Source organism: Pseudomonas sp. GNP012 (genome assembly GCF_054343835.1).
This window is the reverse complement of the sequence record NZ_JBTGUU010000001.1, coordinates 1,840,651-1,863,378: the sequence shown is the minus strand read 5'-3', so window position 1 is coordinate 1,863,378 and position 22,728 is coordinate 1,840,651. Positions and strand designations below refer to the sequence as shown.

General features: G+C 60.5%; 20 protein-coding genes and 1 pseudogene. 15 read left to right on the top strand and 6 right to left on the bottom strand.

Going from position 1 to position 22,728, the window contains the following annotated elements; genetic code table 11:
• Positions 1 to 9 precede the first annotated feature (9 nt).
• The 3 genes from ACXX83_RS08350 to arsH are packed head-to-tail and all read left to right on the top strand — an operon-like array spanning position 10 to position 2,499.
• Complete coding sequence (locus ACXX83_RS08350; protein WP_217838097.1) at positions 10 to 1,293, top strand: arsenic transporter; 1,284 nt, start codon at positions 10 to 12, stop codon at positions 1,291 to 1,293.
• 28 nt (positions 1,294 to 1,321) lie between these two features.
• Positions 1,322 to 1,792: an arsenate reductase ArsC gene (locus ACXX83_RS08345; protein ID WP_095966897.1), complete on the top strand. Its 471-nt coding sequence runs from the start codon at positions 1,322 to 1,324 to the stop codon at positions 1,790 to 1,792.
• An 11-nt stretch (positions 1,793 to 1,803) separates the two neighbouring features.
• A complete protein-coding gene (arsH, locus tag ACXX83_RS08340; protein ID WP_458548098.1) occupies positions 1,804 to 2,499 on the top strand; it encodes an arsenical resistance protein ArsH in 696 nt (231 codons plus the stop codon).
• A 255-nt stretch (positions 2,500 to 2,754) separates the two neighbouring features.
• Here arsH and ACXX83_RS08335 read toward each other — a convergent pair whose 3' ends face one another.
• From ACXX83_RS08335 to ACXX83_RS08325, 3 genes are all read right to left on the bottom strand, one after another.
• Positions 2,755 to 3,141, bottom strand: a complete 387-nt coding sequence (locus tag ACXX83_RS08335; RefSeq protein ID WP_217838093.1) for a YkvA family protein — start codon at positions 3,139 to 3,141, stop codon at positions 2,755 to 2,757.
• A 129-nt stretch (positions 3,142 to 3,270) separates the two neighbouring features.
• Entirely contained in the window at positions 3,271 to 4,485 is a 1,215-nt protein-coding gene (locus ACXX83_RS08330; RefSeq protein ID WP_458548097.1) for an aldose 1-epimerase family protein, read from the bottom strand.
• Positions 4,482 to 4,655 carry a hypothetical protein gene (locus ACXX83_RS08325; RefSeq protein WP_458548096.1) on the bottom strand — a complete coding sequence of 58 codons (174 nt, stop codon included), beginning with the start codon at positions 4,653 to 4,655 and terminating at the stop codon, positions 4,482 to 4,484. The genes ACXX83_RS08330 and ACXX83_RS08325 overlap by 4 nt, the downstream gene beginning before the upstream one ends.
• Before the next feature lie 133 nt (positions 4,656 to 4,788).
• Here ACXX83_RS08325 and ACXX83_RS08320 point away from each other — a divergent pair, with 133 nt between their 5' ends.
• Positions 4,789 to 5,922: a pyridoxal-phosphate-dependent aminotransferase family protein gene (locus ACXX83_RS08320; RefSeq protein WP_458548095.1), complete on the top strand. Its 1,134-nt coding sequence runs from the start codon at positions 4,789 to 4,791 to the stop codon at positions 5,920 to 5,922.
• 89 nt (positions 5,923 to 6,011) lie between these two features.
• Here ACXX83_RS08320 and ACXX83_RS08315 read toward each other — a convergent pair whose 3' ends face one another.
• Positions 6,012 to 6,842, bottom strand: a complete 831-nt coding sequence (locus tag ACXX83_RS08315) for an alpha/beta fold hydrolase (protein WP_458548094.1) — start codon at positions 6,840 to 6,842, stop codon at positions 6,012 to 6,014.
• A gap of 247 nt (positions 6,843 to 7,089) precedes the next feature.
• Between ACXX83_RS08315 and ACXX83_RS08310 the strand changes: the two genes are divergently transcribed.
• Entirely contained in the window at positions 7,090 to 7,569 is a 480-nt protein-coding gene (locus ACXX83_RS08310) for a MerR family transcriptional regulator (protein ID WP_458550169.1), read from the top strand.
• 15 nt (positions 7,570 to 7,584) lie between these two features.
• Here the strand turns inward: ACXX83_RS08310 and ACXX83_RS08305 are convergent.
• Positions 7,585 to 8,318 (bottom strand): annotated as a pseudogene (locus ACXX83_RS08305) (hypothetical protein).
• A 598-nt stretch (positions 8,319 to 8,916) separates the two neighbouring features.
• On the opposite strand from ACXX83_RS08305, the gene ACXX83_RS08300 reads away from it, so the two are divergent.
• The 5 genes from ACXX83_RS08300 to ACXX83_RS08280 all read left to right on the top strand — a co-directional run bounded on the left by ACXX83_RS08300 (position 8,917) and on the right by ACXX83_RS08280 (position 14,090).
• Positions 8,917 to 9,768: a sugar phosphate isomerase/epimerase family protein gene (locus tag ACXX83_RS08300; RefSeq protein WP_217838090.1), complete on the top strand. Its 852-nt coding sequence runs from the start codon at positions 8,917 to 8,919 to the stop codon at positions 9,766 to 9,768.
• Positions 9,769 to 9,782: 14 nt separating this feature from the next.
• Complete coding sequence (locus ACXX83_RS08295; RefSeq protein ID WP_015094782.1) at positions 9,783 to 10,853, top strand: isopenicillin N synthase family dioxygenase; 1,071 nt, start codon at positions 9,783 to 9,785, stop codon at positions 10,851 to 10,853.
• 45 nt (positions 10,854 to 10,898) lie between these two features.
• The gene (locus tag ACXX83_RS08290; protein WP_217838089.1) at positions 10,899 to 11,693 is read left to right on the top strand and encodes an ABC transporter substrate-binding protein; all 795 of its coding nucleotides are present in this window, start codon (positions 10,899 to 10,901) and stop codon (positions 11,691 to 11,693) included.
• A gap of 64 nt (positions 11,694 to 11,757) precedes the next feature.
• Entirely contained in the window at positions 11,758 to 13,305 is a 1,548-nt protein-coding gene (locus ACXX83_RS08285; protein WP_458548093.1) for an amino acid ABC transporter permease/ATP-binding protein, read from the top strand.
• Positions 13,302 to 14,090, top strand: coding sequence for an SDR family oxidoreductase (locus ACXX83_RS08280; protein WP_458548092.1), 789 nt, complete (start codon positions 13,302 to 13,304; stop codon positions 14,088 to 14,090). Before ACXX83_RS08285 ends, ACXX83_RS08280 begins: the two co-directional genes overlap by 4 nt.
• A gap of 172 nt (positions 14,091 to 14,262) precedes the next feature.
• Here ACXX83_RS08280 and ACXX83_RS08275 read toward each other — a convergent pair whose 3' ends face one another.
• Positions 14,263 to 15,240 (bottom strand): LysR family transcriptional regulator, encoded by a 978-nt coding sequence (locus ACXX83_RS08275; RefSeq protein WP_458548091.1) that lies wholly within the window; start codon positions 15,238 to 15,240, stop codon positions 14,263 to 14,265.
• A 394-nt stretch (positions 15,241 to 15,634) separates the two neighbouring features.
• Here ACXX83_RS08275 and ACXX83_RS08270 point away from each other — a divergent pair, with 394 nt between their 5' ends.
• The 5 genes from ACXX83_RS08270 to ACXX83_RS08250 all read left to right on the top strand — a co-directional run bounded on the left by ACXX83_RS08270 (position 15,635) and on the right by ACXX83_RS08250 (position 22,642).
• On the top strand, positions 15,635 to 15,964 hold the full coding sequence (locus tag ACXX83_RS08270; RefSeq protein ID WP_015094777.1) for a DUF485 domain-containing protein: 330 nt from the start codon (positions 15,635 to 15,637) through the stop codon (positions 15,962 to 15,964).
• The gene (locus tag ACXX83_RS08265; protein ID WP_458548090.1) at positions 15,961 to 17,610 is read left to right on the top strand and encodes a cation acetate symporter; all 1,650 of its coding nucleotides are present in this window, start codon (positions 15,961 to 15,963) and stop codon (positions 17,608 to 17,610) included. The genes ACXX83_RS08270 and ACXX83_RS08265 overlap by 4 nt, the downstream gene beginning before the upstream one ends.
• 173 nt (positions 17,611 to 17,783) lie before the next feature.
• Complete coding sequence (locus tag ACXX83_RS08260) at positions 17,784 to 19,034, top strand: OprD family porin (protein WP_458548089.1); 1,251 nt, start codon at positions 17,784 to 17,786, stop codon at positions 19,032 to 19,034.
• A gap of 287 nt (positions 19,035 to 19,321) precedes the next feature.
• On the top strand, positions 19,322 to 21,025 hold the full coding sequence (locus ACXX83_RS08255; protein ID WP_458548088.1) for an AMP-binding protein: 1,704 nt from the start codon (positions 19,322 to 19,324) through the stop codon (positions 21,023 to 21,025).
• Between the two features lie 108 nt (positions 21,026 to 21,133).
• A complete protein-coding gene (locus ACXX83_RS08250; RefSeq protein WP_458548087.1) occupies positions 21,134 to 22,642 on the top strand; it encodes a CoA-acylating methylmalonate-semialdehyde dehydrogenase in 1,509 nt (502 codons plus the stop codon).
• Positions 22,643 to 22,728: the final 86 nt, after the last annotated feature.

Sequence of the window (22,728 nt, the reverse complement as noted above, 5' to 3'; positions counted from 1 at the left end):
AGAATCCACATGCTGACTGCGTTTTCCATTTTCCTGCTCACCATGGTGTTGGTCATCTGGCAACCCAAGGGTCTGGGCGTCGGCTGGAGCGCCTCCCTGGGCGCCGTTCTGGCCCTGCTGGCAGGCGTCGTGACGCTGCAGGATATTCCGCTGGTGTGGGCCATTGTCTGGAACGCCACCGCGACCTTCATCTCGCTGATCATCATCAGTCTGTTGCTCGATGAGGCCGGGTTCTTCCAGTGGGCCGCGTTGCATGTGGCACGCTGGGCCAAGGGTGACGGGCGACGCCTGTTCGTCTTCACGATACTGCTGGGGGCCGGCGTCTCCGCGTTGTTTGCCAATGACGGCGCCGCCCTGATCCTGACCCCCATCGTTGTTTCAATCCTGCTCGCACTGCGTTTTTCGCCAGCGTCCACCCTGGCGTTCGTCATGGCGGCCGGCTTTATCGCCGACACGGCGAGCCTGCCCCTGGTGGTGTCCAACCTCGTCAACATCGTTTCGGCGGACTACTTCGACCTGGGCTTCAGCGAGTACGCCGCCATCATGGTGCCGGTCAACTTCGTTGCCGTGGCGACCACCCTCGTGGTGCTGTACTGGTTTTTCCGCCGTGACATTCCCCGGCACTACGCGCTCGATGACGTGATGGATCCGCGACGCGCCGTGCGTGATCCCCTGACCTTCCGCGTCGGCTGGATCGTTCTGGCCCTGTTGTTGGTCGGGCTGTTTGCCCTGGAGCCCCTGGGCATTCCGGTCAGCGCCATCGCAGCGGTCTGTGCCGCGATGCTGTTCGCCGTGGCGGCGCGCGGGCATGTGATTTCCACCCGCCGGGTGCTGCGTGAAGCGCCCTGGCAGGTCGTGATCTTTTCGCTGGGCATGTACCTGGTGGTGTACGGGTTGAAAAACGCCGGACTGACCACCTACATGACAATGGCCCTGAACCGCATGGCCGAGTTCGGCATCTGGGGCGCTGCATTGGGCACCGGCCTGCTCACGGCCTTGCTGTCATCGGGTATGAACAACATGCCCACGGTGCTGGTGGGCGCGCTGTCGATTCAAGCCAGTGACGCCACCGGCGTAGTGCGTGAAGCCATGATCTACGCCAACGTCATCGGCTCTGACCTGGGCCCCAAGATCACCCCCATCGGCAGCCTGGCCACCCTGCTCTGGCTGCATGTTCTGGAGCGCAAGGGCATCCGCATTACCTGGGGTTACTACTTCAAGGTCGGCGTGGTCCTGACGCTGCCGATTCTGCTCATCACCTTGTCTGCCCTGGCCTTGCGCCTGAGCGTATAGCCCTGTGCGACCGCAAAGAGGAGTCACCATGCGCGTTCTGTTTATGTGTACCGCCAACAGCTGTCGCAGCATCCTGTCCGAAGCCATGTTCAACCATCTCGCGCCGGAAGGCTTTGAGGCAATCAGTGCCGGCAGTTTCCCCAAGGGACAGGTGCTGCCCCGCAGCCTGAGCACCTTGCAAGAGGCCGGCATTGCCATCGACGGCTTGAGCAGCAAAGGCAATGAGGCTTTCGAAGCCAACCCGCCGGACATCGTCATCACGGTCTGCGACAAGGCTGCCGGCGAGGCATGCCCGGTGTACTTCGGACCGGCACTGAAAGCCCATTGGGGCCTGGAAGATCCCTCGGACATAACGGGGGATGAAGCACGGGTAGCAGCGGCGTTCCACTCAACCCTGGCGCGCATCGAAACGCGCTGCCGGGCATTCCTCGAGCTGCCTTTTGCACAACTTGACCGCGATGCATTGAAGCGCGAACTCGAACGCATCGGCACGCTTTGACCGGAGCCCTTATGACCCATTCCCTGCCCAATCTCGACACGGCACTGACCCACCCCATCGCCAATGGACGCAACGACCAGCACAAGCCGCGCATCCTGTTGTTATACGGCTCGACTCGTGCGCGGTCGTTCAGTCGCCTGCTGGTCGAGGAAGCAGCCAGGTTGCTCGAACACTTCGGCGCCGAGACGCGGATCTTCAATCCATCCGGCCTGCCGCTACCGGACGACGCGCCCTCCGACCACCCGAAAGTCCAGGAACTGCTCGAACTGATGCAGTGGTCTGAAGGACAGGTCTGGTGCTCGCCAGAGCGCCACGGCTCGATGTCTGCGGTGTTCAAGGCGCAAATCGACTGGGTGCCGTTGGCGTTGGGGGCCATTCGCCCAACCCAGGGTAAAACCCTTGCGGTCATGCAGGTCTGCGGCGGCTCCCAGTCCTTTAATGTGGTGAATCAGCTTCGTGTGCTGGGACGCTGGATGCGCATGTTCACCATCCCCAATCAATCTTCGGTGCCAAAGGCTTTTCTGGAGTTTGACGAAGCCAATCGCATGAAACCCTCATCGTTGTACGACAGGGTCGTAGACGTCATGGAGGAACTGGTGAAATTCACCCTGCTGCTACGGGATCGCCCCGACCTGGTTGACCGCTACTCGGAACGCAAAGAGTCCGCGCAAGAGCTGACTCAGCGCGTGAATCAGCGGTCGATCTGACTATGGAGATTTGACCCGATTGCCGAAAAAAGTCGCAAACCCCATGACCTTTAAGGGCTTGCGACTCCCTCCCTGGCGTCCTTCGCCTCAACTTTGGCGGCCTCTCTGGCTGCCTTCGCCTCGGCTTTTGCTGCGTCCCGAGCGGCATCCGCGGCATCGTTGTCGTCCGCGTCGCTGTCATGGCGATTGCCCGGGCCTTTGTTCCCGAGTTCAAAAAAATCAGGACTGACGCATGGGTTGAGCAACAACTTCAACTCACAGCAAGCAAGCCACCAGACTGCCCGCAGCAACGAGCCAGACCACTACAACGATCACCGCAGCAAATCTGTTCACTGGCCGCTTCCTGTGGTTTTTCTCCCACTCACTCGCTTTGATCCGACAATCTTCGAGCACCTGTGCAGGCATCAACCGAATAGCGAGCAGAATGCCAAGCGGCAAAATAATCACGTCGTCCAGATACCCAAGCACAGGAATGAAATCGGGAATGAGGTCGATTGGACTTAGTGCATACGCGACGACAAAAACCGAAATCCACTTGGGTAACCAGGGTGTTTGCGGATGCTGAAAGCAAAACCAGAGAACCATCGTTTGCTGTTTGAGCTTTCTGGCCCAGCCACGTAAACGATCAAGCAGGTGTTTCATATCGGCATCGTCTGTAGTTGAAGGCGCGTGCCTGCGAGCGTAGCGCCTTGGGTGATTGACAGCCATGAGTCAAGAGCTGGCAAACAGCAACAGACTGGTGCGATCAGCGAAGCAACGCTCTAGCCGGTGTCACCCCTTGGTCAGATCAACCAACGGCGTCTGCCGCACCTCAGTCTCCCGCCCGCCCTGAATCTCGTTCACCTGCTGCAAGGCCTTGTCCACAGCCGCCTTATCCGCCAACAAGCTGTAGCTGATGCGGAACTGCTTGTGTTCCTTGGGCCCAATTGTCGGTACCAGGTTCAGTGGCCGTTGATAACGGCGGTTGTAGGAAAAACTTGTCCCCGGCTCCAGCCCCGTGACATAGCCCTGGCCTTGGGTGTCGGTGTTTTTCCATAGGGAAAACACGGGCAGTGTCTGAGTGTTGAAGCCGACCGAAACGCCCAGGCTGCCGGCCTTGTTATGCAACACGGTCAATGTATCGCCCTTGGCATCGGCATAGGGCACCACGTTGTAAACCGTTTCGTCGTAGTCTTTGGTCGGTGCGCGATAGGTTTGCCAGTCAGGCAGATCGCCCTTGGCCTTGTCGTTGAACGGCGACACCTGTTTCACCGGCGCGGAGAACCGGGCGCCCTGTTCCAGGAACGGGGTGCTGAAGTTGCTGTGGTACAGCGCCTGGTATTCCTTCGGATAGTCGCCGTTGTTGGTCAGGGTGTCGTTGAGGGCGAACACTACGCTGCCGGGTTCGGTGACCAGTTCGGTCGCGACGGAGAAGTCGACTTTCTTGAATGCCTGCTCTTTCAGTTCGCCGCGCAGGGTGATGGCGTATGGCGGTTTTTCATCGATGTGCAGGGTGACTTTGTTCGCGGGGATATTGGCGGCGCGACCGTGCAGGGTCAGCAGTTCGCCGTTGTCGATGCCGGGGTGGCCGACCCATTCGTAGCCGCAGCGAGTGACCAGTTCGTTGAAACCTTCCAGCCAGCCCAGGCCACCACGACCGTTGAGTTCGATGAAGGATGGATTGACCACTTCCTTGACCGGTGAATCCCAGCCCATGCGCACATCGCCGACCGAGGCTTGCAGGACGTTCATGCCTCGAGTCGGCACTACCGAAAGTTTCATCGTGCCGTTATCGATGTCGACGATGCTGACGCCCTCCTGCCGACCGCCGTGCAAGGTGCGCAGGGTAACGCTAAAGGGTTTGTCGGTTTTTATGCCGAGTTGCTGGCTGGTGATCTGCCAGTTCCGGGCGGCTTTGTCGGTGTCGAGCAGAACGTAATCCCAGGCCATGGCGTGGGAGGCAGCGGACATTGCGCCGAGGGCAACAAAGAGTTTGAGCGGGGTCATAACAGCAGCCTTTCTTGGAGTTGTGCCGTTTTTATAGACTTGATGAAACGTTTCAGCAAGCTTGAAAAGCGAAAAAACGCCGGCAAATGCCAAGAAAAATTTTGTACAAACCGGAAAATCGAGGCGATGCCATCGCGAGCAGTCTCGCCCCCACATTCACGTGCGAGCATTGCTACGTCCATAATCGACATGATGATGCCAACCGCTCGACAGAAGTCGCCATTCAATCCCGGGCAATCTTGTCATTTGCCAAGGCTTGGCGCAGGGTCGATACCACTGAGATCTCTGCCAAAGGAGTCACCTATGTCAAAGCTATATCCCAGTATCGATCCCGAGGGGCTGGTCGAGTACTCAGTGGTCTACACCGACCGCTCGCTCAACCACATGTCGCAGTCATTTCAAGGTGTGATGAAGAACATTTCCAGGACCCTGAAACAGGTCTACAACGCCCAGGCTGTTGCGGTGGTCCCGGGCAGCGGCACATTCGGCATGGAAGCGGTGGCGCGACAGTTCGCCACCGACCAGCAATGCCTGGTGATACGCAACGGCTGGTTCAGTTATCGCTGGAGCCAGATCCTTGAGATGGGCAACATCCCGGCGGCCACCACGGTGCTCAAAGCCCGACCGGTCGACACTGCTCGCCAGACTGCCTACGCCCCACCCCCTCTGGACGAAGTGCTGGCAGCCATTGCGGCTTCGAGGCCGCAGATTGTCTTCGCCCCCCACGTTGAAACCTCATCAGGGATTATCCTGCCCGACGAGTACCTGCGGGCCGTCGGCGACGCCGTGCATGCGGTGGGTGGCCTGTTCGTGCTGGACTGCATCGCCTCAGGCACGCTTTGGGTTGATATGCACAAATGCGCAGTCGACCTGCTGATCAGCGCACCGCAGAAAGGCTGGAGCGCCTCCCCTTGCTGCGCCCTGGTGATGTTCAGTTCCCTGGCCCTCGAGCGCATCGAACAGACGCAAAGCAGCAGCTTCGCCTGCGACCTGAAAAAGTGGCTTCAGATCATGCAGGCCTACGAACAGGGCGGACATGCCTACCATGCGACCATGCCCAGCGATTCCCTCGCGCGATTTAACGAGGTGATGAAAGAGACGCAAGCCTACGGTTTCGACAAGGTCCGCGACGAACAACAGGCGCTGGGCGATCGGGTACGCGCAATGTTGACCGGCAAAGGTTTCAAAAGCGTCGCTGCAGCCGGCTTTCAGGCCCCTGGCGTAGTGGTGAGCTACACCGATGATGCCGACATCAAGAGCGGCAAGAAATTTGCCAACCACGGCCTGCAGATCGCCGCCGGAGTGCCGTTGCAATGCGACGAGCCGGCCGACTTCCAGACCTTCCGCATCGGTCTGTTCGGACTCGAAAAGCTGCACAATATCGAGCGTACGGTCAGCACCCTCGAGCAGGCACTGGACGAGGTAATGGTTGACTAAGGCTTCATCTTGCCCGCAGCACATGCCGAACTTGTGAATTGCAGGCCTTGAAGAGGGTAAGGGCGGGATTTTTACCCGCCCTCAATTGTTTAGCTCCGCACGAATGCCAGCAGATCGGCGTTAATCGTATCGGCGTTGGTTGTAGGCATTCCATGCGGGAAGCCCGGGTAGATTTTCAGCGTACTGTTTTGCAGAAGTTTTGCTGACAGAACCCCGGAATTTTCATAAGGCACGATCTGGTCATCATCACCATGCATCACCAGAACGGGGATCTTGATGCTCTTCAAATCTTCGGTGAAGTCGGTCTGAGAAAAAGCCACGATCCCGTCATAGTGTGCCTTTGCACAACCCATCATGCCTTGCCGCCACCAGTTCCAGATGATGCCCTCAGACGATTTTGCACCTGGGCGGTTGTAGCCGTAAAAAGGTCCCGCTGGAACGTCGTGGTAGAACTGTGCGCGGCCGGCCTTCAGTTGTGCCTGCAAGTCGTCGAAAACTGACTTGGGCAGGCCGCCAGGATTACTCGGGGTCTGGACCATCAGCGGTGGGACGGCACTGATGATGGCGGCCTTCGACACTCGGTCTTCGCCGTGGCGCGCGATGTAATGAACGACTTCACCCCCGCCGGTGGAGTGGCCGACATGGACTGCGCCTTGTACGCCGAGGTGATCAACCACGGCCGCGACGTCGTCAGCATAGTGATCCATGTCGTGTCCGTCCCAGACCTGACTGGAGCGCCCGTGACCACGTCGGTCGTGTGCAACAACCCGGTAGCCGTTGGCCAGGAAAAAGAGCATTTGCGCGTCCCAATCGTCCGCGCTCAGTGGCCATCCATGATGGAAAAAGATGACCTGGGCATCGCGCGGCCCCCAGTCTTTGTAAAAGATTTCAACACCGTCTCGCGTAGTGACATACCCCATGTTCGCATCTCCTGAATGAAGTGAAGGCCTGAACCGAATCCTGTTTCGATCAAGGCCCTGAATGAACAAAGTGCAGCCCATCCAATAGGCGGTTCAGAGGGCGTGTTTCAGGATCGGTTTCCGTTTGCCCCCCCTCCCCCAGAGCTCCATGACGGCTTGGCAACCCATTGCACCCGAGCCGCTTGGCCGCCCGAAGACTTTAGGTTTAAAGTCAACTTTAAGGTCAATGGATTTTTCGAGGTGGAATATGAGAATAGGCGAACTGGCGAAAATCAGCGGGTTGGCGCCTTCACGCATCCGCTTCTACGAAGCGAGCGGCCTGATCAAATCGGTCGAGCGTAAAGCCAATGGCTATCGCGATTATGCGCCTGACACCCAGTGGGTTCTGGAGATCATCACTGGCGCGCAGGCGGCGGGCTTTTCATTGGAAGAAATCCGCCAATTGATGCCGATGAATGCGAGTGGTTGGCAGCACGAAGAGTTGCTCAGTGGCCTCAAGCAAAAGGTTCAGGAAATCGAAGTCCTGCAGCAGCGGTTGGCCCAGAACAAGGCGCAACTTCTGCTGGTCATCAAGGGCATCGAGGGTAAGCCCGAGGGCATGGCGTGTGCGGACAATGCGCAATTGCTGTTGCATCGTCTGCGCGATGAGGGCGTGACAGCCACTTCAGGCCGCCGTGATGCAGTGTCTTCCAGGAAAAAAACAGCCCGTCAGGCTTCCGGGGCCTGACAGGCGCAACAGGTTTCAGCGCTCGCCAATCAGGGTGGCAAGTGGTTTTGGCGCATAGAGCGCGCTCTGGAACTCGGGCACATATTCGTACTTCATCATTTTCCCCAGCTTCAGGGAGCGGAGGTAGTTCGACAGACTGCCGTCGCCCAGCGTGAGGGTGGCCGAATCCGTGTCCCGACTGGAGCTTTGGCTGAGCTGGCGGGAAACAGCGTACCCATAGGCCAGTTGGCTCTGGTGATCGAGATTGGTGAAACTGCTGGTGACGATATCGACATCGCGGGACAGGTCGTCGAGCTTCTTCGCTTTGAAGGACACGTCCAGTTTGCCGGTCTGGCTGTCGGTAATGTCATACACCACCGATTGCGCATCCTCTTTGCGGTCAATGCCGGTCAGCCATTTCGGCAGGTTATAACCGACGACACCACGCACCCTCGCCAGCTCGGTATTAACCGGCAGTTTGAGCACATAACCCCAGAAATCTCCAGACATCGACTGGCCAATCAGCGTGAACGGCCCCAGATTGGCTTTGCCGGGTTTGTTGGTGATGATCGACACGGCCACCTCGTTGTAGGCATCGTTATCGCAGTGCTCATAGCCGGCCGCTTCCACCACATCGGTGAAATGCGTCAGCTCGGTATCTGGCGATCTTGCGCAACAACCGCGGAAGGGGCCGGCCCGGCATTTGCAAAAGTCATGAATGCACCGCCTATCAATACCAACGCACAGGAAATAAAGGTTTTCAACATCATCCAGGGTCCGACAGTCATGCAGGTCCGTGCATGCTCACCTTAAACCTCACTTTAAGGTCAACCCCCGCTGCTGCAAAAAATCGCCGCGCCTGTTCGCCCACATCACACCACCGGCATTGCCAATATTGAAGTGTTCATATCGGGGGTTCTGCCGGCATGATTCGCGGTGCCAGAGTTGCCAATCTGATTCGTCCGCTGCCGGGTTTGTCGTTCGTCATAAACCTTTCAAGTTCAAATCGCCTCGCGACCCGATGTCGCTTGGCAGTCTTCAAAATGATGTCGTAGTAAAGGCACCCCTCGTCAACACCCAGCGTAGACACGCACTCCCCCACTAAATCCCTCCTGTAAGCGCGATAATTAGCCAGCTATTGGTTGATGAAAGTCTGAAGTATTCATTTGAACTTTCAGATTCTTCCGCCGCGCAGCCTGTGCCTAACATCAGCTCCACAGCGAACCAGCCTCGGCATCGCTCAGTGGCACCAGGTTACGCAGGGACCCGGTTTCGAAGTCCTCTGCCGCCACCGACCATTGATCGCTTGGCCGCCTGGTGCAGTCGAAGTGCTTTTGCAGTAGGCCCTGGGATTTTTGAGGATCACCGATGAAGCTGGAAATTTTCCGTACGCTGTGGGGTTACACCGCCAGCAAGGCTCAGGCGCTCGAGGAGTTGCTGCAAGCGGGCTTTGATGGCATGGAAGCGCGTCTGCCACTGGACGCCCGCGAACGGGCTGAGTTTGGCGCCTTCCTCCAGGCCAACCGCCTGGGCTATATCAGCACCGTCTTCAGCGCCTACGACGTGCTGCCGGATCAGTCGGCAACGCCTGCCGTCCACCTCAATGACCTCGACCAGAAGCTCGCCTGGGCCGCTGAACTCTCCCCGCGCTTCGTCAACGTGCTGGCGGGCAACGACCGCTGGTCCCTGGCGCAACAGGTGGAGTTTTTTGGCCAGGCGCTGGAGCTGGCGCGCAAGCACGGTCAGGTCTGCAGTTTCGAAACCCATCGCTCGCGTTCGCTGTTCAACCCCTGGGTGACCCTGGAGTTGATCCGGCAACTGCCCGATCTGCTGTTCACCAGTGACATCAGCCATTGGGTCGTGACCTGCGAGCGCCTGTTGAATGATCCGGCCGACGACCTGAGCGCGTTCATCGAACGCGTTCACCACATCCAGGCCCGGGTCGGTTATGACCAGGGGCCGCAGGTTCCGCACCCGGCGGCGCCCGAATATGCAAAAGAACTGGCTTTCCATCAGCAGCACTGGGAAAGCATCTGGCGCTCGCAGCAAGCCCGCGGCTACCAGGTCAGCACCCTGACCCCGGAATTCGGTGCCGACGGCTACCTGCATCACCTGCCCTTCACCAATGTCCCGGTCGCCGACCTGTGGTCGTTGAACGTGTGGATGGGCCAGACCGAGCGCAAACACTTCGAGCGTTTCCACCACTCAAGCCATCCTTAGGGAGCCGATGCGTCATGCCTGACAATAAAAACAACAGCGCCAGCACTGACACACTCAAAGCCAACTTCAACAGCATCCCGGTGATCAACATCGCCGGTCTGTTCAGCTTTGAACTGGAACACCGCCTGGCCGTGGCCGAACAATTGGGGCGCGCCGCCAGCGAAGTCGGGTTTCTCTATATCACCCATCACGGTATCGACCCGCAACTGATCGCCAACCTGCGCAAGGCGGCCAAGGACTTTTTCGACCAGCCCCTCGACACCAAGATGCGCCACTACATCGGCACCTCGCAGACCCACAAGGGTTTTGTGCCCGAAGGCGAAGAGGTTTATTCCAAGGGCAAGCCGGACCACAAGGAAGCCTTCGACGTCGGCTTCGAAGTCCCGGCCGATGACCCGCTGGTACTGGCCAATACCCCCTTGCTGGGGCCCAACGACTGGCCGCAGCTGGCAGGCTTCAAGGCATCGGTGCAGGCCTACTATGAAGCGATTTTCGCCTTGGGCCGGCGTCTGTTCAGCGGCTTCGCCCTGACCCTGGGCCTGGAAGAAAACTACTTCGACAGCCTGGTCACCCGTCCGCCGTCCAAGCTGCGCCTGATCCACTACCCGTTCGACGGTGCCGCCCATGACGCACCAGGGCTTGGCGCCCATACTGATTACGAGTGCTTCACCATCCTCCTGGCCGACAAACCAGGCCTTGAGGTGATGAACAATCTTGGCCAATGGATCGATGCACCACCGATTGCCGATGCCTTCGTGGTCAACATCGGCGACATGCTGGAGGTGATGACGGCAGGCGCATTCGTTGCCACTGCGCACCGGGTGCGCAGCGTGAAGGAGGAGCGTTATTCCTTCCCGCTGTTTTATGCCTGCGACTACCACACCCAGATCAAACCGCTGCCCGGATTCGCCCAGGCCGGCAATGACTATGAAGAGATCACGATCGGCGAACACATGTATGGCCAGGCGCTGCAGACCTATCAGTATCTGCGCCAGAGGGTGGCCAACGGGGAAGTTCAACTGCCAGGCAAGGCACGCAAGCCCGCCAGTTTCGGACATTTGAAAAATCAGGCGCAACCGTCCTGATTGAAGTTTTCAGCTAACCCCTACCTACGCCGGAGTCAGTAAATAATGAAAAACAATAAAATGAACCTCTTGAGCCTGGCTGTATTGGCAGCCGGCATGTTCGCAGCCACGGCGAGCATGGCCGCGGCAGAATCGTTCAAGGTCGGCATGGAGATCACCTACCCTCCTTTCGAGTCCTATGACAAGGACAAGAATGTGGTGGGTTCGGACCCCGAGCTGGCAACGGCACTGGCCAGGCACATGAACGCCAAGGTCGAGTTCGTCGACACCAAGTTCCCGAGCCTGATCCTGGGCCTTAACTCCGGCAAGTACGACGCGATCATTTCCGGCATGTACATCACGCCGGAGCGCCAGACCCAGGCCCAGACCATTGCGTACGCCAACACCGGCGCCGCGGTCATGGTGCCCCAGGGCAGCGAGATCAATGCGAAAAAACCGGAAGACCTGTGCGGCCTGAAACTGGGCCTGGAACAGGGCACGACCTGGGTCAAGCAATTCAGGAAGCTGTCCGACGAATACTGCGTGCCGAACAACAAAGGCGCCATCACCGTCAGCGAGTACCCTTCGGCGCCCGAAGTGACCCAGGCCTTGCTGTCCAGGAACATCCAGGCCCAGGTTGAAATCGCCGGTGCCGCCAAGATGATCGCGGAAAAGACCAATGGCCGGGTCGTGATCACCACCGAGCATCCGATCTATCAGCAAACCCTGGGCATCTTCGTCAAGAAAGGTAACGACGAAACTTACCAGGCCGTGCAAAAGGCCTTCGAGGAGACGAAAAAGAGCGGAGAATACGCAGCAATCCTCAAGAAGTATGGCCTGGAAGAACCGACCGCCAACTAAGAACCTGCCCTTGTAGTCTGGTTATCTGCCGTCCCTGCGCGGGGGCGGCAGATCGAGGTGTCCCATGCAATTCGATTGGTCGTATTTCTTCTCCCTGTTCTCCCTGCCGGACTTCTGGAATGCCTGCGTCACGGTCATCCAGCTCAGTGCCCTGGCCTGGTTCATCGGCATGCTGCTGGGTTTTGTCCTGGCCACCGCCAAGCTATCCCAATCGCCCTTGCTGCGCATTCCCGCAGCGGTCTACATCTGGTTTTTCCGCAGCATCCCGTTGCTGGTGCTGGTGGTGTTCGTCTACAACCTGCCGCAGTTGTTTCCCGGTAGCGGACCGATTCTGTCCAACCCCTTCTACTCCGGCCTGCTGGCCCTGGTGGTCACTGAAGCGGCGTACATGGCGGAGATCCATCGTGGCGGCCTGATTTCCGTGGCCAAGGGCCAGAAGGAAGCCGGGCGCGCGCTGGGTGTCGGCGTGCTCGGCATGCAACGCCTGATCGTGATCCCCCAGGCTTTCCGTATTTCGTTGCCCACCCTGATCAATGAATACATCACAGTGGTCAAGCTGACTTCGCTGGTCTCGGTCATCTCCCTGACCGAAATCCTCACGGTCGGCCAACGCCTCTATGCCACCAACTTCCTGGTCATGGAAACCCTGGCGGCGGTGGGCGTCTACTACGTGTTGATCGTCACCGTATTCGGCTATTTCCTGCAGCGCCTGGAGCGTTACCTGGACCTGAACTTCCGCAAGCCGCACACACTCGACGCGGCCACCATCGCCAAGTTCAAGGCCAGCGCCGAAGCCTTGCCCGACATTGCGCGCAAAGCCGCAGGCAACAACACAACGCCGATCCTGCAACTGAACAACATCCAGAAGAGCTATGGCACCCACAAGGTGCTGCTGGGTATCGACCTGAGTGTCGATTACGGCCAGGTGGTCTCGATCATCGGGCCATCGGGCTCCGGCAAGACGTCGCTGATCCGCACGGTCAACGGCCTGGAAAGCATCGATACCGGCGACATCAAGTTGTTCGGCGAAACCTTCATCGAAGCCTCGGACAAACCCAACAGCTCGCGCCTGCGCAAAGGCGTGCGGCACATCGGCATGGTGTTCCAGAACTTCAACCTGTTCCCGCACCGCACCATCCTCGACAACATCACCCTGGCACCGCGGTACCACGGCCAGCCGGGCGAGCTGAGCGAGCATCGTGCCTATGCGCTGCTGGACAAGGTCGGCCTGCTGGCCCATGCCCACAAGTACCCGCACCAGCTCTCCGGCGGCCAGCAGCAGCGCGTGGCGATCGCCCGGGCCCTGGCCATGGAACCGCAGATCATGCTGTTCGACGAGCCGACCTCGGCCCTCGACCCGGAGTTGGTCAACGACGTGCTCAACGTGATCCGCGACCTGGCCAGGGAAGGCATGACCATGCTGATCGTGACCCACGAAATGGACTTTGCCATGTCGATCTCCGATCGGGTGATTTTCATGGAGAACGGCAATGTTCAACTCGATGCCGCACCTGAGACCATTCGCTGCGAAGCTGAAGGTGAGAGGGTACGACGCTTCATGGGCATCGGTGCCCGATCGGCAAACCTGTCTGCAGCGGTGGATCACGCATGAATCTTGGAATTGCAGGACGTTGGGCGCTGGTGTGCGCCGCCAGCAAAGGCCTGGGTAAAGCCTGCGCACAGGCACTCGTCACCGAGGGCGTGAACGTGGTGATCACCGCACGGGGCGAAGACACGCTGAATGAAACAGCCCGTCAGCTGAGGGCGATAAATCCTGAAGTGACGGTCATAGCCGTAGCCGGAGACATTTCCACCGCCGAGGGTCGGGCGGCAGCGCTCAAGGCCCATGAGCATTTCGATATCCTGATCAACAACGCCGGCGGCCCTCCTCCCGGGGATTTCCGCGAATGGAATCGCGACGCCTGGCTCAAGGCGCTGGATGCCAACATGCTGACCCCTATCGAGCTGATCAAGGCAACCGTGGACGGCATGGCGGCACGCGGATTTGGCCGGATCATCAACATCACCTCGAGCGCCGTGAAGTCCCCGATCGAAAGCCTGGGCCTGTCCAACGGCGCGCGCAGTGGCCTGACGGGGTTCATTGCGGGGCTGGCCCGGCAAGAAAACATTGCCAGCCGCAATGTGACGATCAACAACCTGCAACCGGGCTCGTTCGACACCGATCGACTGCGCGACAACCTGGTCGCCGCTGCCCACGAAATGGGGCAAGACAGTGAGGCATTCCTTGACGAATGCCGCCGCGAAATTCCTGCCAGACGCTTCGGCTCACCCGAGGAGTTCGGTGCGCTGTGCGCCTTCGTCTGCAGCAGCCATGCGGGCTACCTGACCGGGCAAAACCTGTTGATTGACGGAGGGGCCGTTCGCTCCAGTCAGTGATGACGGCAGGCACCCCCATGCCATTGGTCAGCGCCATTCTCCTGTAGGAGCTGTCGAGTGCAACGAGGCTGCGATCTTTTGATTTTCAAAAGCAAGATCAGAAGATCGCAGCCTGCGGCAGCTCCTACAAGTAACCACTCCATCTGAATGTGATCGCTTGCTACCCATTCCCTCAGGGCGACGGCAAGTAGAGCATCGTATGGGACTCCCCCATCAACAACGGACGATTCAGCTGCGCACAAGCGCGCAGATAGTCGGCTACCAGGGTGACCCGCTTGAGCTTGCGCAAGTCCTCGCTGTAATACATCCAGAACTGTCGCGTGACTTCCACTTCCCCCGGCAGCACTTCGCACAGGCGGGGATCGGGGCCGGCGAGGAAGCAAGGCAGGATGGCCAGCGCCCGCCCTTCCAGGGCTGCATGGTAATGGGCGACCACACTGGTGCTGCGCAGGCGGCAGTTGGCGCCAGGCATCAGGTCGTTCAGGTAGAGCAGCTTGAAGCTGAAGGCCAGGTCTTCGACGTAGGTCACGAACGGGTGGCCGGACAGGTCTTCACGACATTCGATCAACGGATGATTGGCCAGGTACTCCGGCGTCGCATACAGGCGCAGGCGGTAATCGCACAGTCGCGAGCACACGTATGGACCGCGTTCAGGCCGTTCCAGGGTGATGGCGATATCCGCCTCGCGCCGTGACAGGTTTATGAAGTGCGGGACCGGCAAAATATCCGCCGAGATATTCGGGTAGTGCTCGAGGAAATGGCTCATCTGCGCCGTGATGAAACAGGTTCCGAAGGCTTCCGTGCAACCAATGCGCAGATGCCCGGAGAGCCCCCCTGTGGTGCCGAAAACCTGTTCGCAAGCCACCAGCAGCGTACTTTCCAGGCTTTCGGCGTGGCTGACCAGACGCTGCCCTTCCACGGTCAGGACGAAACCTGAGGTTCGCGATTTCTCGAACAGCAGGGCGCCCAGGCACTGCTCCAGGGCACGGATGCGCCGCGACACCGTGGTGTAGTCCACTCCCAGGCGTCGAGCCGCACCGCTGGCGGTGCGAGCACGGGCAACTTCGAGGAAGAAACGCAAGTCGTCCCAGTTCAGCGGGGGCTGCGTTGTGCGTTTTTGCATATCCATCGAGCTTTTCTGCCAATACATATGGGAAATATGCCCTTATATACTCGCATCTCACCCAACTTGGCCAGCGTCGTTTTCCGGCCAGGAAAGTCCCCTCCCCAATAATAAATAACGAGGGCTGACAGCATGAGCGCATGGATAAACGCCGGCCTGCACGCCGGACACAAACAGCTGCGCAACAGCGCAATCGCGACCACGGTTCTCGTCTGCCATTGGCCCGATCCTCTGCTCGCCTCGCAGCCGATCAGGCCCACCCTCCTGCACCGCCCACTCTCCTTCGCAAGATCGTCCAGGCGGCAATAACTCCAGCACATCAGCATTCAGGTGGCGTCCCGCATCGGGTCGCTGCCCGGGTACCCGTACGCCCCTCAAAAGGCCGAACAACAAAAACAACTAGAAAAAGCGGAGCCTCACCATGACGACTGACCATCCGAACCACACCCAGACCTGTGCACGGGTCAGGGCCAACCCCAAGTTCCAGCGCCTCACGCGCCAGCGTGCGCTGCTGGCCTGGACACTGAGCGGCGCGGTCCTGGCGATCTACTACAGCTTCATCATGGTGGTGGCTTTCGCTCCCGCCTGGTTGCACCTGCCGCTGTATGACGGCAGTCACCTCAGCCTCGGCATGCCAATCGGCGTGACGATCATCCTGTTGTCCTGGCTACTCACCGCCTGGTACGTGCACAGCGCCAACACCCGCTTCGACGTGCTCAGCTCGCAGATCCTCCAGGAGTCCCGCGCATGAAACGCCTGTCCGCCCTTCTCGCCCTCAGCCCTGTGCTGGCTCATGCCGATCCCATCATTGCGCAGAAGCAAGCGCTCAACCTGCACGCCATCGGCATGTTTTTCGTCTTCGTCCTCGCCACCCTGCTGATCACCTGGTGGGCGGCACGGCGCACCCGCTCCGCCGCCGATTTCTACAGCGCAGGCGGCGGTATCACGGGATTTCAGAATGGCTTGGCAATCGCCGGTGACTACATGTCGGCCGCCACGCTGCTGGGCCTGTCGAGCATGGTATTCGCCAAGGGTTACGACGGCTTCGTCTACATCATCGGCTTCTTTGTCGGCTGGCCGATCGTCACCTTCCTGATGGCCGAGCGCTTGCGCAATCTGGGCCGCTACACCTTCGCCGACATCGTCTCCTACCGACTCGATCAAACCCGCGTGCGCAGTTTCGCCGCCCTCGGATCGCTGACCGTGGTGTGCTGCTATCTGGTGGTACAGATGGTCGGTGCCGGCCAATTGATCAAGCTGCTGTTCGGTCTCGACTACCGCACGGCGGTGGTGGTGGTCGGACTGTTGATGCTGGTCTACGTGATCTTCGGCGGCATGCTCGCCACCACATGGGTACAGATCACCAAGGCAGTCCTGCTGCTGGCGGGCGGCACCACCCTGGTGCTGATGGCCCTGAGTCGCTTCGACTTCAGCTTCGAGACGCTGGCGGCCCAGGCTGTGGCGGTGCATGCCAGCGGCGTGCAGATCATGGGCCCGGGCACCTTGCTGGCCGACCCGATCAACGCGGTGTCCCTATCCCTCGGCCTGGTCTTCGGCATTGCCGGCCTGCCGCACATCCTGATGCGCTTCTTCACGGTGCCCAATGCCAAGGAGGCGCGTAAATCGGTGCTGTTCGCCACGGTGTTCATCGGTTTCTTCTTCCTGGTGGTCTGCGTCCTGGGCTACACCGCCATCGTCATCGTCGGCACGGATCCGCAGTACTACGTCGATGGCAAGCTCGGCGGGGCCATGATCGGCGGCGGCAACATGGTGGCCATGCACCTGGCGAAGGCAGTGGGTGGCAACCTGTTTCTCGGTTTCCTCTCTGCCGTGGCTTTCGCCACCATTCTCGCCGTGGTGTCCGGTCTGGCCCTGGCCGGTGCCTCGGCCATCTCCCATGACCTTTACGCCTCGGTGTTTAAAAAGGGCTGCGCCGACGAGAAACAGGAAATGCGCGTGTCACGCATCGCCACCGTTTGCCTGGGCATCGTGGCGATTTCCCTCGGCATTCTGTTCGAGGGCCAGAACATCGCCTTCCTGGTCGGCCTGACGTTCGGCATCGCCGCCTCGGCGAATTTCCCGGTACTGATCATGTCCATGTACTGGGGCGGCCTGACCACCCGCGGCGCCCTCTATGGCGGCCTGACCGGCCTGATCAGCGCACTGGCCCTGGTGATCTGCTCGCCGTCGGTTTGGGTCGGTGTACTGGGTCATGCCCAGGCGCTCTTCCCTTACGACCAGCCGGCGCTGTTCTCCATGCCACTGGCCTTCGTGGTCATAGTGGTCGCTTCCAGGCTTGACCGCAGCGAGCGCGCCAACCGCGAACGCGCCGCCTACGCCGACCAGTTCGTCCGTGCCCAGACCGGCCTTGGAGCTTCCATGGCCAGCAGTCACTGACGCTGATTTTTCCGGGGCTGACGCCCCGAGCGCGAGTCCGCTCCTTTGCTTCGCGCTTTTTTACACCCGCCCTGCGCCGCTCGGCGCAGGACACCCCCAATAGCGCCCTTCCCTCGCCACTCCAAGTAGCGCGGGAGCGGCTCGTCGACAACAAAAACAACAAAAGGCATCCAATGAAACCCACCACCCTCACCCTGTTCCTGGCCGGCAGCGGCCTCGCTGCACAGGCTCATGCCGACTTCCTGGAAGACAGCACGGCCAGGCTGGAGATGCGTAACTTCTACTTCAACCGCGACTTCCGCCAGGCTAATGCCACCCAGTCCAAGCAAGAAGAATGGGCCCAGGGATTCCTGCTGCGCTACGAATCCGGTTATACCGACGGCACGATCGGCCTCGGTATCGATGCCCTCGGCCAACTCGGCGTCAAGCTCGATTCCAGCCCCGATCGCGCCGGCACCGGCCTGCTCAAGCGCGACAGCCAGCCGCCCAGGCGCGCCAAGGACGAGTATGGCGAACTGGGCCTGACGGCCAAGTTCAAAGCGTCCAACAGCGTGCTCAAGCTCGGCACCCTGGCCCCGAAGCTGCCTGTGCTGCTGGCCAATGATTCGCGCCTGTTGCCGCAAACATTCCGCGGTGGCCAGTTGAATGTTCAGGAGATCAAAGGCCTCAGCCTCGACGCGGGGCGCGTGGATCGGGTCAACCAGCGCGACTCCTCGGACTACGAGAAAATGACCATCACCACCACCGGCGCCAAGGGCATTGTCGGTGGCCAGGCCCGCAGCGACGCCTTCAATTTCGCCGGCCTGGCCTACCAGTGGAACGAGCGGCTGAACACAGGCTACAACTACGGCGGCCTGGACGACTTCTATCACCAGCACCAGTTCAGTCTGGTCCACGTCCTGCCGCTGGGCCCAGGCCAGACGCTCAAGAGCGACCTGCGCTACGCCCGCTCCACCGACGATGGCCACAGCAACATCGACAACAATGCCTTCGGCGCCATGTTCACCTATGCCCTCGGCGGCCATGCCTTCGGTCTCGGTTACCAACGCATGAGCGGCGACACCGGCTTTGCCTACGTCAATGGCACCGACGCCTACCTGGTCAACTTCGTGCAGATCAACGATTTCGCCAACAAGGACGAGCGCTCCTGGCAGGCGCGCTACGACTACAACTTCGCGGCCCTCGGTGTTCCCGGCCTGACCTTCATGACCCGCTACTTATCCGGCGACAGCATCGACCTGGGCGTCGGCAAACCCGACGGCCACGAATGGGAGCGCGACACCGACATCGGCTACGTGCTCCAGAGCGGCCCGCTGAAAAACCTCGGTCTCAAGTGGCGCAACGCTACGGTGCGCACCGCCCACTTCGGTAACGACCTCAACGAAAACCGCCTGATCCTCAGCTATACCCTGGCACTCTGGTAAGTCCCAGCACAAGGCGGGCGCTGCCTGCATCGCTTGACGGTGCCGGCAGCGCCCGCCTTGTGCATTCTGTCGATTCAACGATGCAGCAGGCCCATGCTTTTTTGCACAACATACGGGATTTTTTGAGCATTCTTATTTGATTTATGCCTGCCTATACTCGATTCAACCACCTGGCCATGAACCCGGTCAGTCCCAATAAAAATAAATAGGGCACCCACCGTGAAGCTATCCTTGCTTGCTGTCGTCTCCCCACTTTCAGGTACCCGCGCGCGTCTCGGGAGCCTCCAATGAACAACCACTGCCAACCCTTCCTGGCCGCTCGTGATTTCCTGCTGGCCCACCGTACCGACTACGCCACCGCCGTACGTGACTTCCGCTGGCCGCAGCTGAACGAATTCAACTGGGCGCTGGATTACTTCGATGCCATGGCCGTAGGCAACCAGGCCAACGCCCTGTGGATCGTCGAAGAGGACGGCAGCGAACAACGCTACAGCTTCCAGCAACTGGCAGCGCGCTCCAACCAGGTGGCCAATCACCTGCGAGCCCTCGGCGTGCGCCGTGGCGAACGCATCCTGTTGATGCTCGGTAACGATGTCGCCCTGTGGGAAACCATGCTGGCCGCCTTCAAACTCGGTGCCGTGGTCATTCCCGCCACCGCCCTGCTGACCCCCGATGACCTCAGCGACCGCATCGAGCGCGGCCATGTTCGCCATCTGGTGGTCGGTAGCGCCCATGTCGACAAGTTCGACGGGCTGGGTGAAGACTGCAGTCGCATCTGCGTCGGTCCGTCCCCCGCCGGCTGGACCCCGCACAGCGCCGCCAGCGAGCATTCCGAGCAGTTCGAATCAGAGGGTCGCACGCTGGCCACCGACCCGATGCTGCTGTACTTCACCTCCGGCACCACCTCCAAGCCGAAGATGGTGTTGCACAGTCACCAGAGTTACCCGGTCGGCCACCTCTCGACCATGTACTGGATTGGCCTGCAGCCGGGCGACCTGCACCTGAACATTTCGTCCCCGGGCTGGGCCAAGCACGCCTGGAGCTGCCTCTTTGCACCGTGGAATGCCGGTGCCTGCATCTTCATCCACAACACCGCACGCTTCAGCGCGCCAGCCCTGCTCGGCGTGCTCGAGCGCTACGGCGTCACCAGCCTGTGCGCGCCGCCTACCGTGTGGCGCATGCTGATCCAGGAAGACCTGGCCAGTTACAAGTCTCGCCTGCGCCTGCGCGAACTGGTGGGCGCCGGTGAGCCGCTCAACCCGGAGATCATCGAGCAGATCCTGCATGCCTGGGGCCTGTTGCTGCGCGACGGCTTCGGCCAGTCGGAAACTACCGCACTGGTCGGCAACACGCCTGGCCAGCGGCTCAAGCCGGGCTCCATGGGCCGTCCGTTGCCGGGCTACCGGGTGACCATGCTCGATCCCGATGGCGTGCCGGGTAACGAAGGCGAAGTAGCCCTGCCGCTGGACGTACGCCCGCTCGGCCTGATGCTGTGCTACGAGGACAGCCCGGAAAAGACCGCCGAAGTGATGCGCGACGGCTACTACCGCACTGGCGACACCGCACAGATCGACGAAGAGGGCTACATAACCTTCGTCGGCCGTGCCGATGATGTGTTCAAGGCCTCCGACTACCGCATCAGCCCCTTCGAGCTGGAAAGCGCGCTGATCGAGCACCCGGCGGTGATGGAAGTGGCCGTGGTGCCAAGCCCCGACCCGGTGCGCCTGGCAGTGCCCAAGGCCTATCTGATCCTGGCCCATGACGCACAGGGCAGTCACGAACTGGCCGGCAGCATCCTCGCGTTCGCCCGCGAGCACCTGGCGCCCTACAAGCGGGTACGGCGCATCGAGTTTGTCAGCGAGCTGCCCAAGACCATCTCCGGAAAAATCCGCCGGGTGGAACTGCGGCAAATGGAAGTGCAGCGTCGCCAGGGCGACGCACGTGGCCCGCAGGAATACTTCGAAGAAGACTTCCCGCAACTCAAAGGCTGACCTCTGGGGCCGGCATGCCGGCCCCTCCCCCCGAATCCAGACCCGACCACTCGGCCAACCACGCCGAGGGGACTCATTCGCCCTAACAAAAGCAGGCAGGACCCGTAAATGACCTCTTCCATCGTTCCCAGCGTCAAGCTTCTCATCAACGGCGAGTTCGTCGAATCGCGCAGCACCCAGTGGCGCGACGTAGTCAACCCGGCCACCCAGGAAGTCCTGGCCCGTGTGCCCTTCGCCACCGCCGAGGAAATGAACGCCGCCGTGGCCAGCGCCAGGCAAGCCTTCAAGACCTGGCGCAAGACCCCGATCGGTGTCCGTGCCCGTGTGTTCCTCAAATACCAGCAGTTGATCCGCGAAAACATCAAGGAACTGGCCGCCCTGCTCACCGCCGAGCAGGGCAAGACCCTGCCGGATGCCGAAGGTGACGTGTTCCGCGGCCTGGAGGTGGTCGAGCACGCCGCCAGCATCGGCAATTTGCAGATGGGCGAATTGGCCAACAACGTGGCGAACGGCGTCGACACCTACACCCTGCTGCAGCCGCTGGGCGTGTGCGCCGGCATCACCCCGTTCAACTTCCCGGCGATGATCCCGCTGTGGATGTTCCCGATGGCCATCGCCACCGGCAACACCTTCGTCCTCAAGCCATCCGAGCAGGATCCGCTGGTGACCATGCGCCTGGTGGAACTGGCGCTGGAGGCCGGGGTACCCAAGGGCGTGCTCAACGTCATCCACGGCGGCGTCGACGCAGTGAACCTGATCTGCGACCACCCGGACATCAAGGCCGTGTCCTTCGTCGGCTCGACCAAGGTCGGCACCCACGTCTACAACCGCGCCACCCAGAACGGCAAGCGCGCGCAGTGCATGATGGGCGCGAAAAACCATGCCATCGTCCTGCCCGATGCCAACAAACAACAGACCCTGAACAACCTGCTGGGCGCCTCCTTCGGCGCTGCCGGCCAGCGCTGCATGGCCCTGCCCGTGGTGATCCTGGTGGGTGAAGCGCAAGCTTGGCTGCCGGACCTGATCGAGCGAACCAAGACCCTCAAGATCAACGGTGGCACCGAGCCGGGCACTGACATCGGCCCGGTGATTTCCTGCGCCGCCCTGGAGCGTGTCAACGGTCTGATCGCCAGCGGCATCGAAGAAGGCGCCAGGCTCGAACTGGATGGGCGTAACCCGAGCGTGCCGGGCTACCGGGATGGCAATTTCGTCGGCCCGACCATTTTCTCCGGCGTCACTGCGCAAATGTCGGTGTACCGCGAAGAGATCTTCGGCCCGGTGCTGTGCGTCATGCACGCCGCCAACCTGGACGAGGCGATCGAGATCATCAACGCCAATCCGAACGGCAACGGCACTGCCCTGTTCACCCGTTCCGGCGCTGCCGCGCGGCACTTCCAGGAAGAGATCGACGTTGGCCAGGTAGGCATCAACGTGCCAATCCCGGTACCGGTCCCGCTGTTCTCCTTCTCCGGTTCGCGCGCCTCCAAGCTGGGCGACCTGGGTCCCTACGGCAAGCAAGTGGTGACCTTCTACACCCAGACCAAGACGATCACCCAGCGCTGGTTCGACGAGGAAGACACCGGCGGCGCGGTGAACACCACCATTACCCTGAAATGACCTTTGCCGGCCGACGCCCTGCGTCGGCCTACGACAAGCGCGCAGGGATTCCTGCGCCACTGCCCCCTATCGTAAAAGGTAGCCAA

Coding starts and splice junctions, on each gene's coding strand:
- ACXX83_RS08350 (WP_217838097.1), top strand. CDS start 10: ATGCTGACTGCGTTTTCCATTTTCCTGCTCACCATGGTGTTGGTCATC.
- ACXX83_RS08345 (WP_095966897.1), top strand. CDS start 1,322: ATGCGCGTTCTGTTTATGTGTACCGCCAACAGCTGTCGCAGCATCCTG.
- arsH (WP_458548098.1), top strand. CDS start 1,804: ATGACCCATTCCCTGCCCAATCTCGACACGGCACTGACCCACCCCATC.
- ACXX83_RS08335 (WP_217838093.1), bottom strand. CDS start 3,141: ATGAAACACCTGCTTGATCGTTTACGTGGCTGGGCCAGAAAGCTCAAA.
- ACXX83_RS08330 (WP_458548097.1), bottom strand. CDS start 4,485: ATGACCCCGCTCAAACTCTTTGTTGCCCTCGGCGCAATGTCCGCTGCC.
- ACXX83_RS08325 (WP_458548096.1), bottom strand. CDS start 4,655: ATGCTCGCACGTGAATGTGGGGGCGAGACTGCTCGCGATGGCATCGCC.
- ACXX83_RS08320 (WP_458548095.1), top strand. CDS start 4,789: ATGTCAAAGCTATATCCCAGTATCGATCCCGAGGGGCTGGTCGAGTAC.
- ACXX83_RS08315 (WP_458548094.1), bottom strand. CDS start 6,842: ATGGGGTATGTCACTACGCGAGACGGTGTTGAAATCTTTTACAAAGAC.
- ACXX83_RS08310 (WP_458550169.1), top strand. CDS start 7,090: ATGAGAATAGGCGAACTGGCGAAAATCAGCGGGTTGGCGCCTTCACGC.
- ACXX83_RS08300 (WP_217838090.1), top strand. CDS start 8,917: ATGAAGCTGGAAATTTTCCGTACGCTGTGGGGTTACACCGCCAGCAAG.
- ACXX83_RS08295 (WP_015094782.1), top strand. CDS start 9,783: ATGCCTGACAATAAAAACAACAGCGCCAGCACTGACACACTCAAAGCC.
- ACXX83_RS08290 (WP_217838089.1), top strand. CDS start 10,899: ATGAAAAACAATAAAATGAACCTCTTGAGCCTGGCTGTATTGGCAGCC.
- ACXX83_RS08285 (WP_458548093.1), top strand. CDS start 11,758: ATGCAATTCGATTGGTCGTATTTCTTCTCCCTGTTCTCCCTGCCGGAC.
- ACXX83_RS08280 (WP_458548092.1), top strand. CDS start 13,302: ATGAATCTTGGAATTGCAGGACGTTGGGCGCTGGTGTGCGCCGCCAGC.
- ACXX83_RS08275 (WP_458548091.1), bottom strand. CDS start 15,240: ATGTATTGGCAGAAAAGCTCGATGGATATGCAAAAACGCACAACGCAG.
- ACXX83_RS08270 (WP_015094777.1), top strand. CDS start 15,635: ATGACGACTGACCATCCGAACCACACCCAGACCTGTGCACGGGTCAGG.
- ACXX83_RS08265 (WP_458548090.1), top strand. CDS start 15,961: ATGAAACGCCTGTCCGCCCTTCTCGCCCTCAGCCCTGTGCTGGCTCAT.
- ACXX83_RS08260 (WP_458548089.1), top strand. CDS start 17,784: ATGAAACCCACCACCCTCACCCTGTTCCTGGCCGGCAGCGGCCTCGCT.
- ACXX83_RS08255 (WP_458548088.1), top strand. CDS start 19,322: ATGAACAACCACTGCCAACCCTTCCTGGCCGCTCGTGATTTCCTGCTG.
- ACXX83_RS08250 (WP_458548087.1), top strand. CDS start 21,134: ATGACCTCTTCCATCGTTCCCAGCGTCAAGCTTCTCATCAACGGCGAG.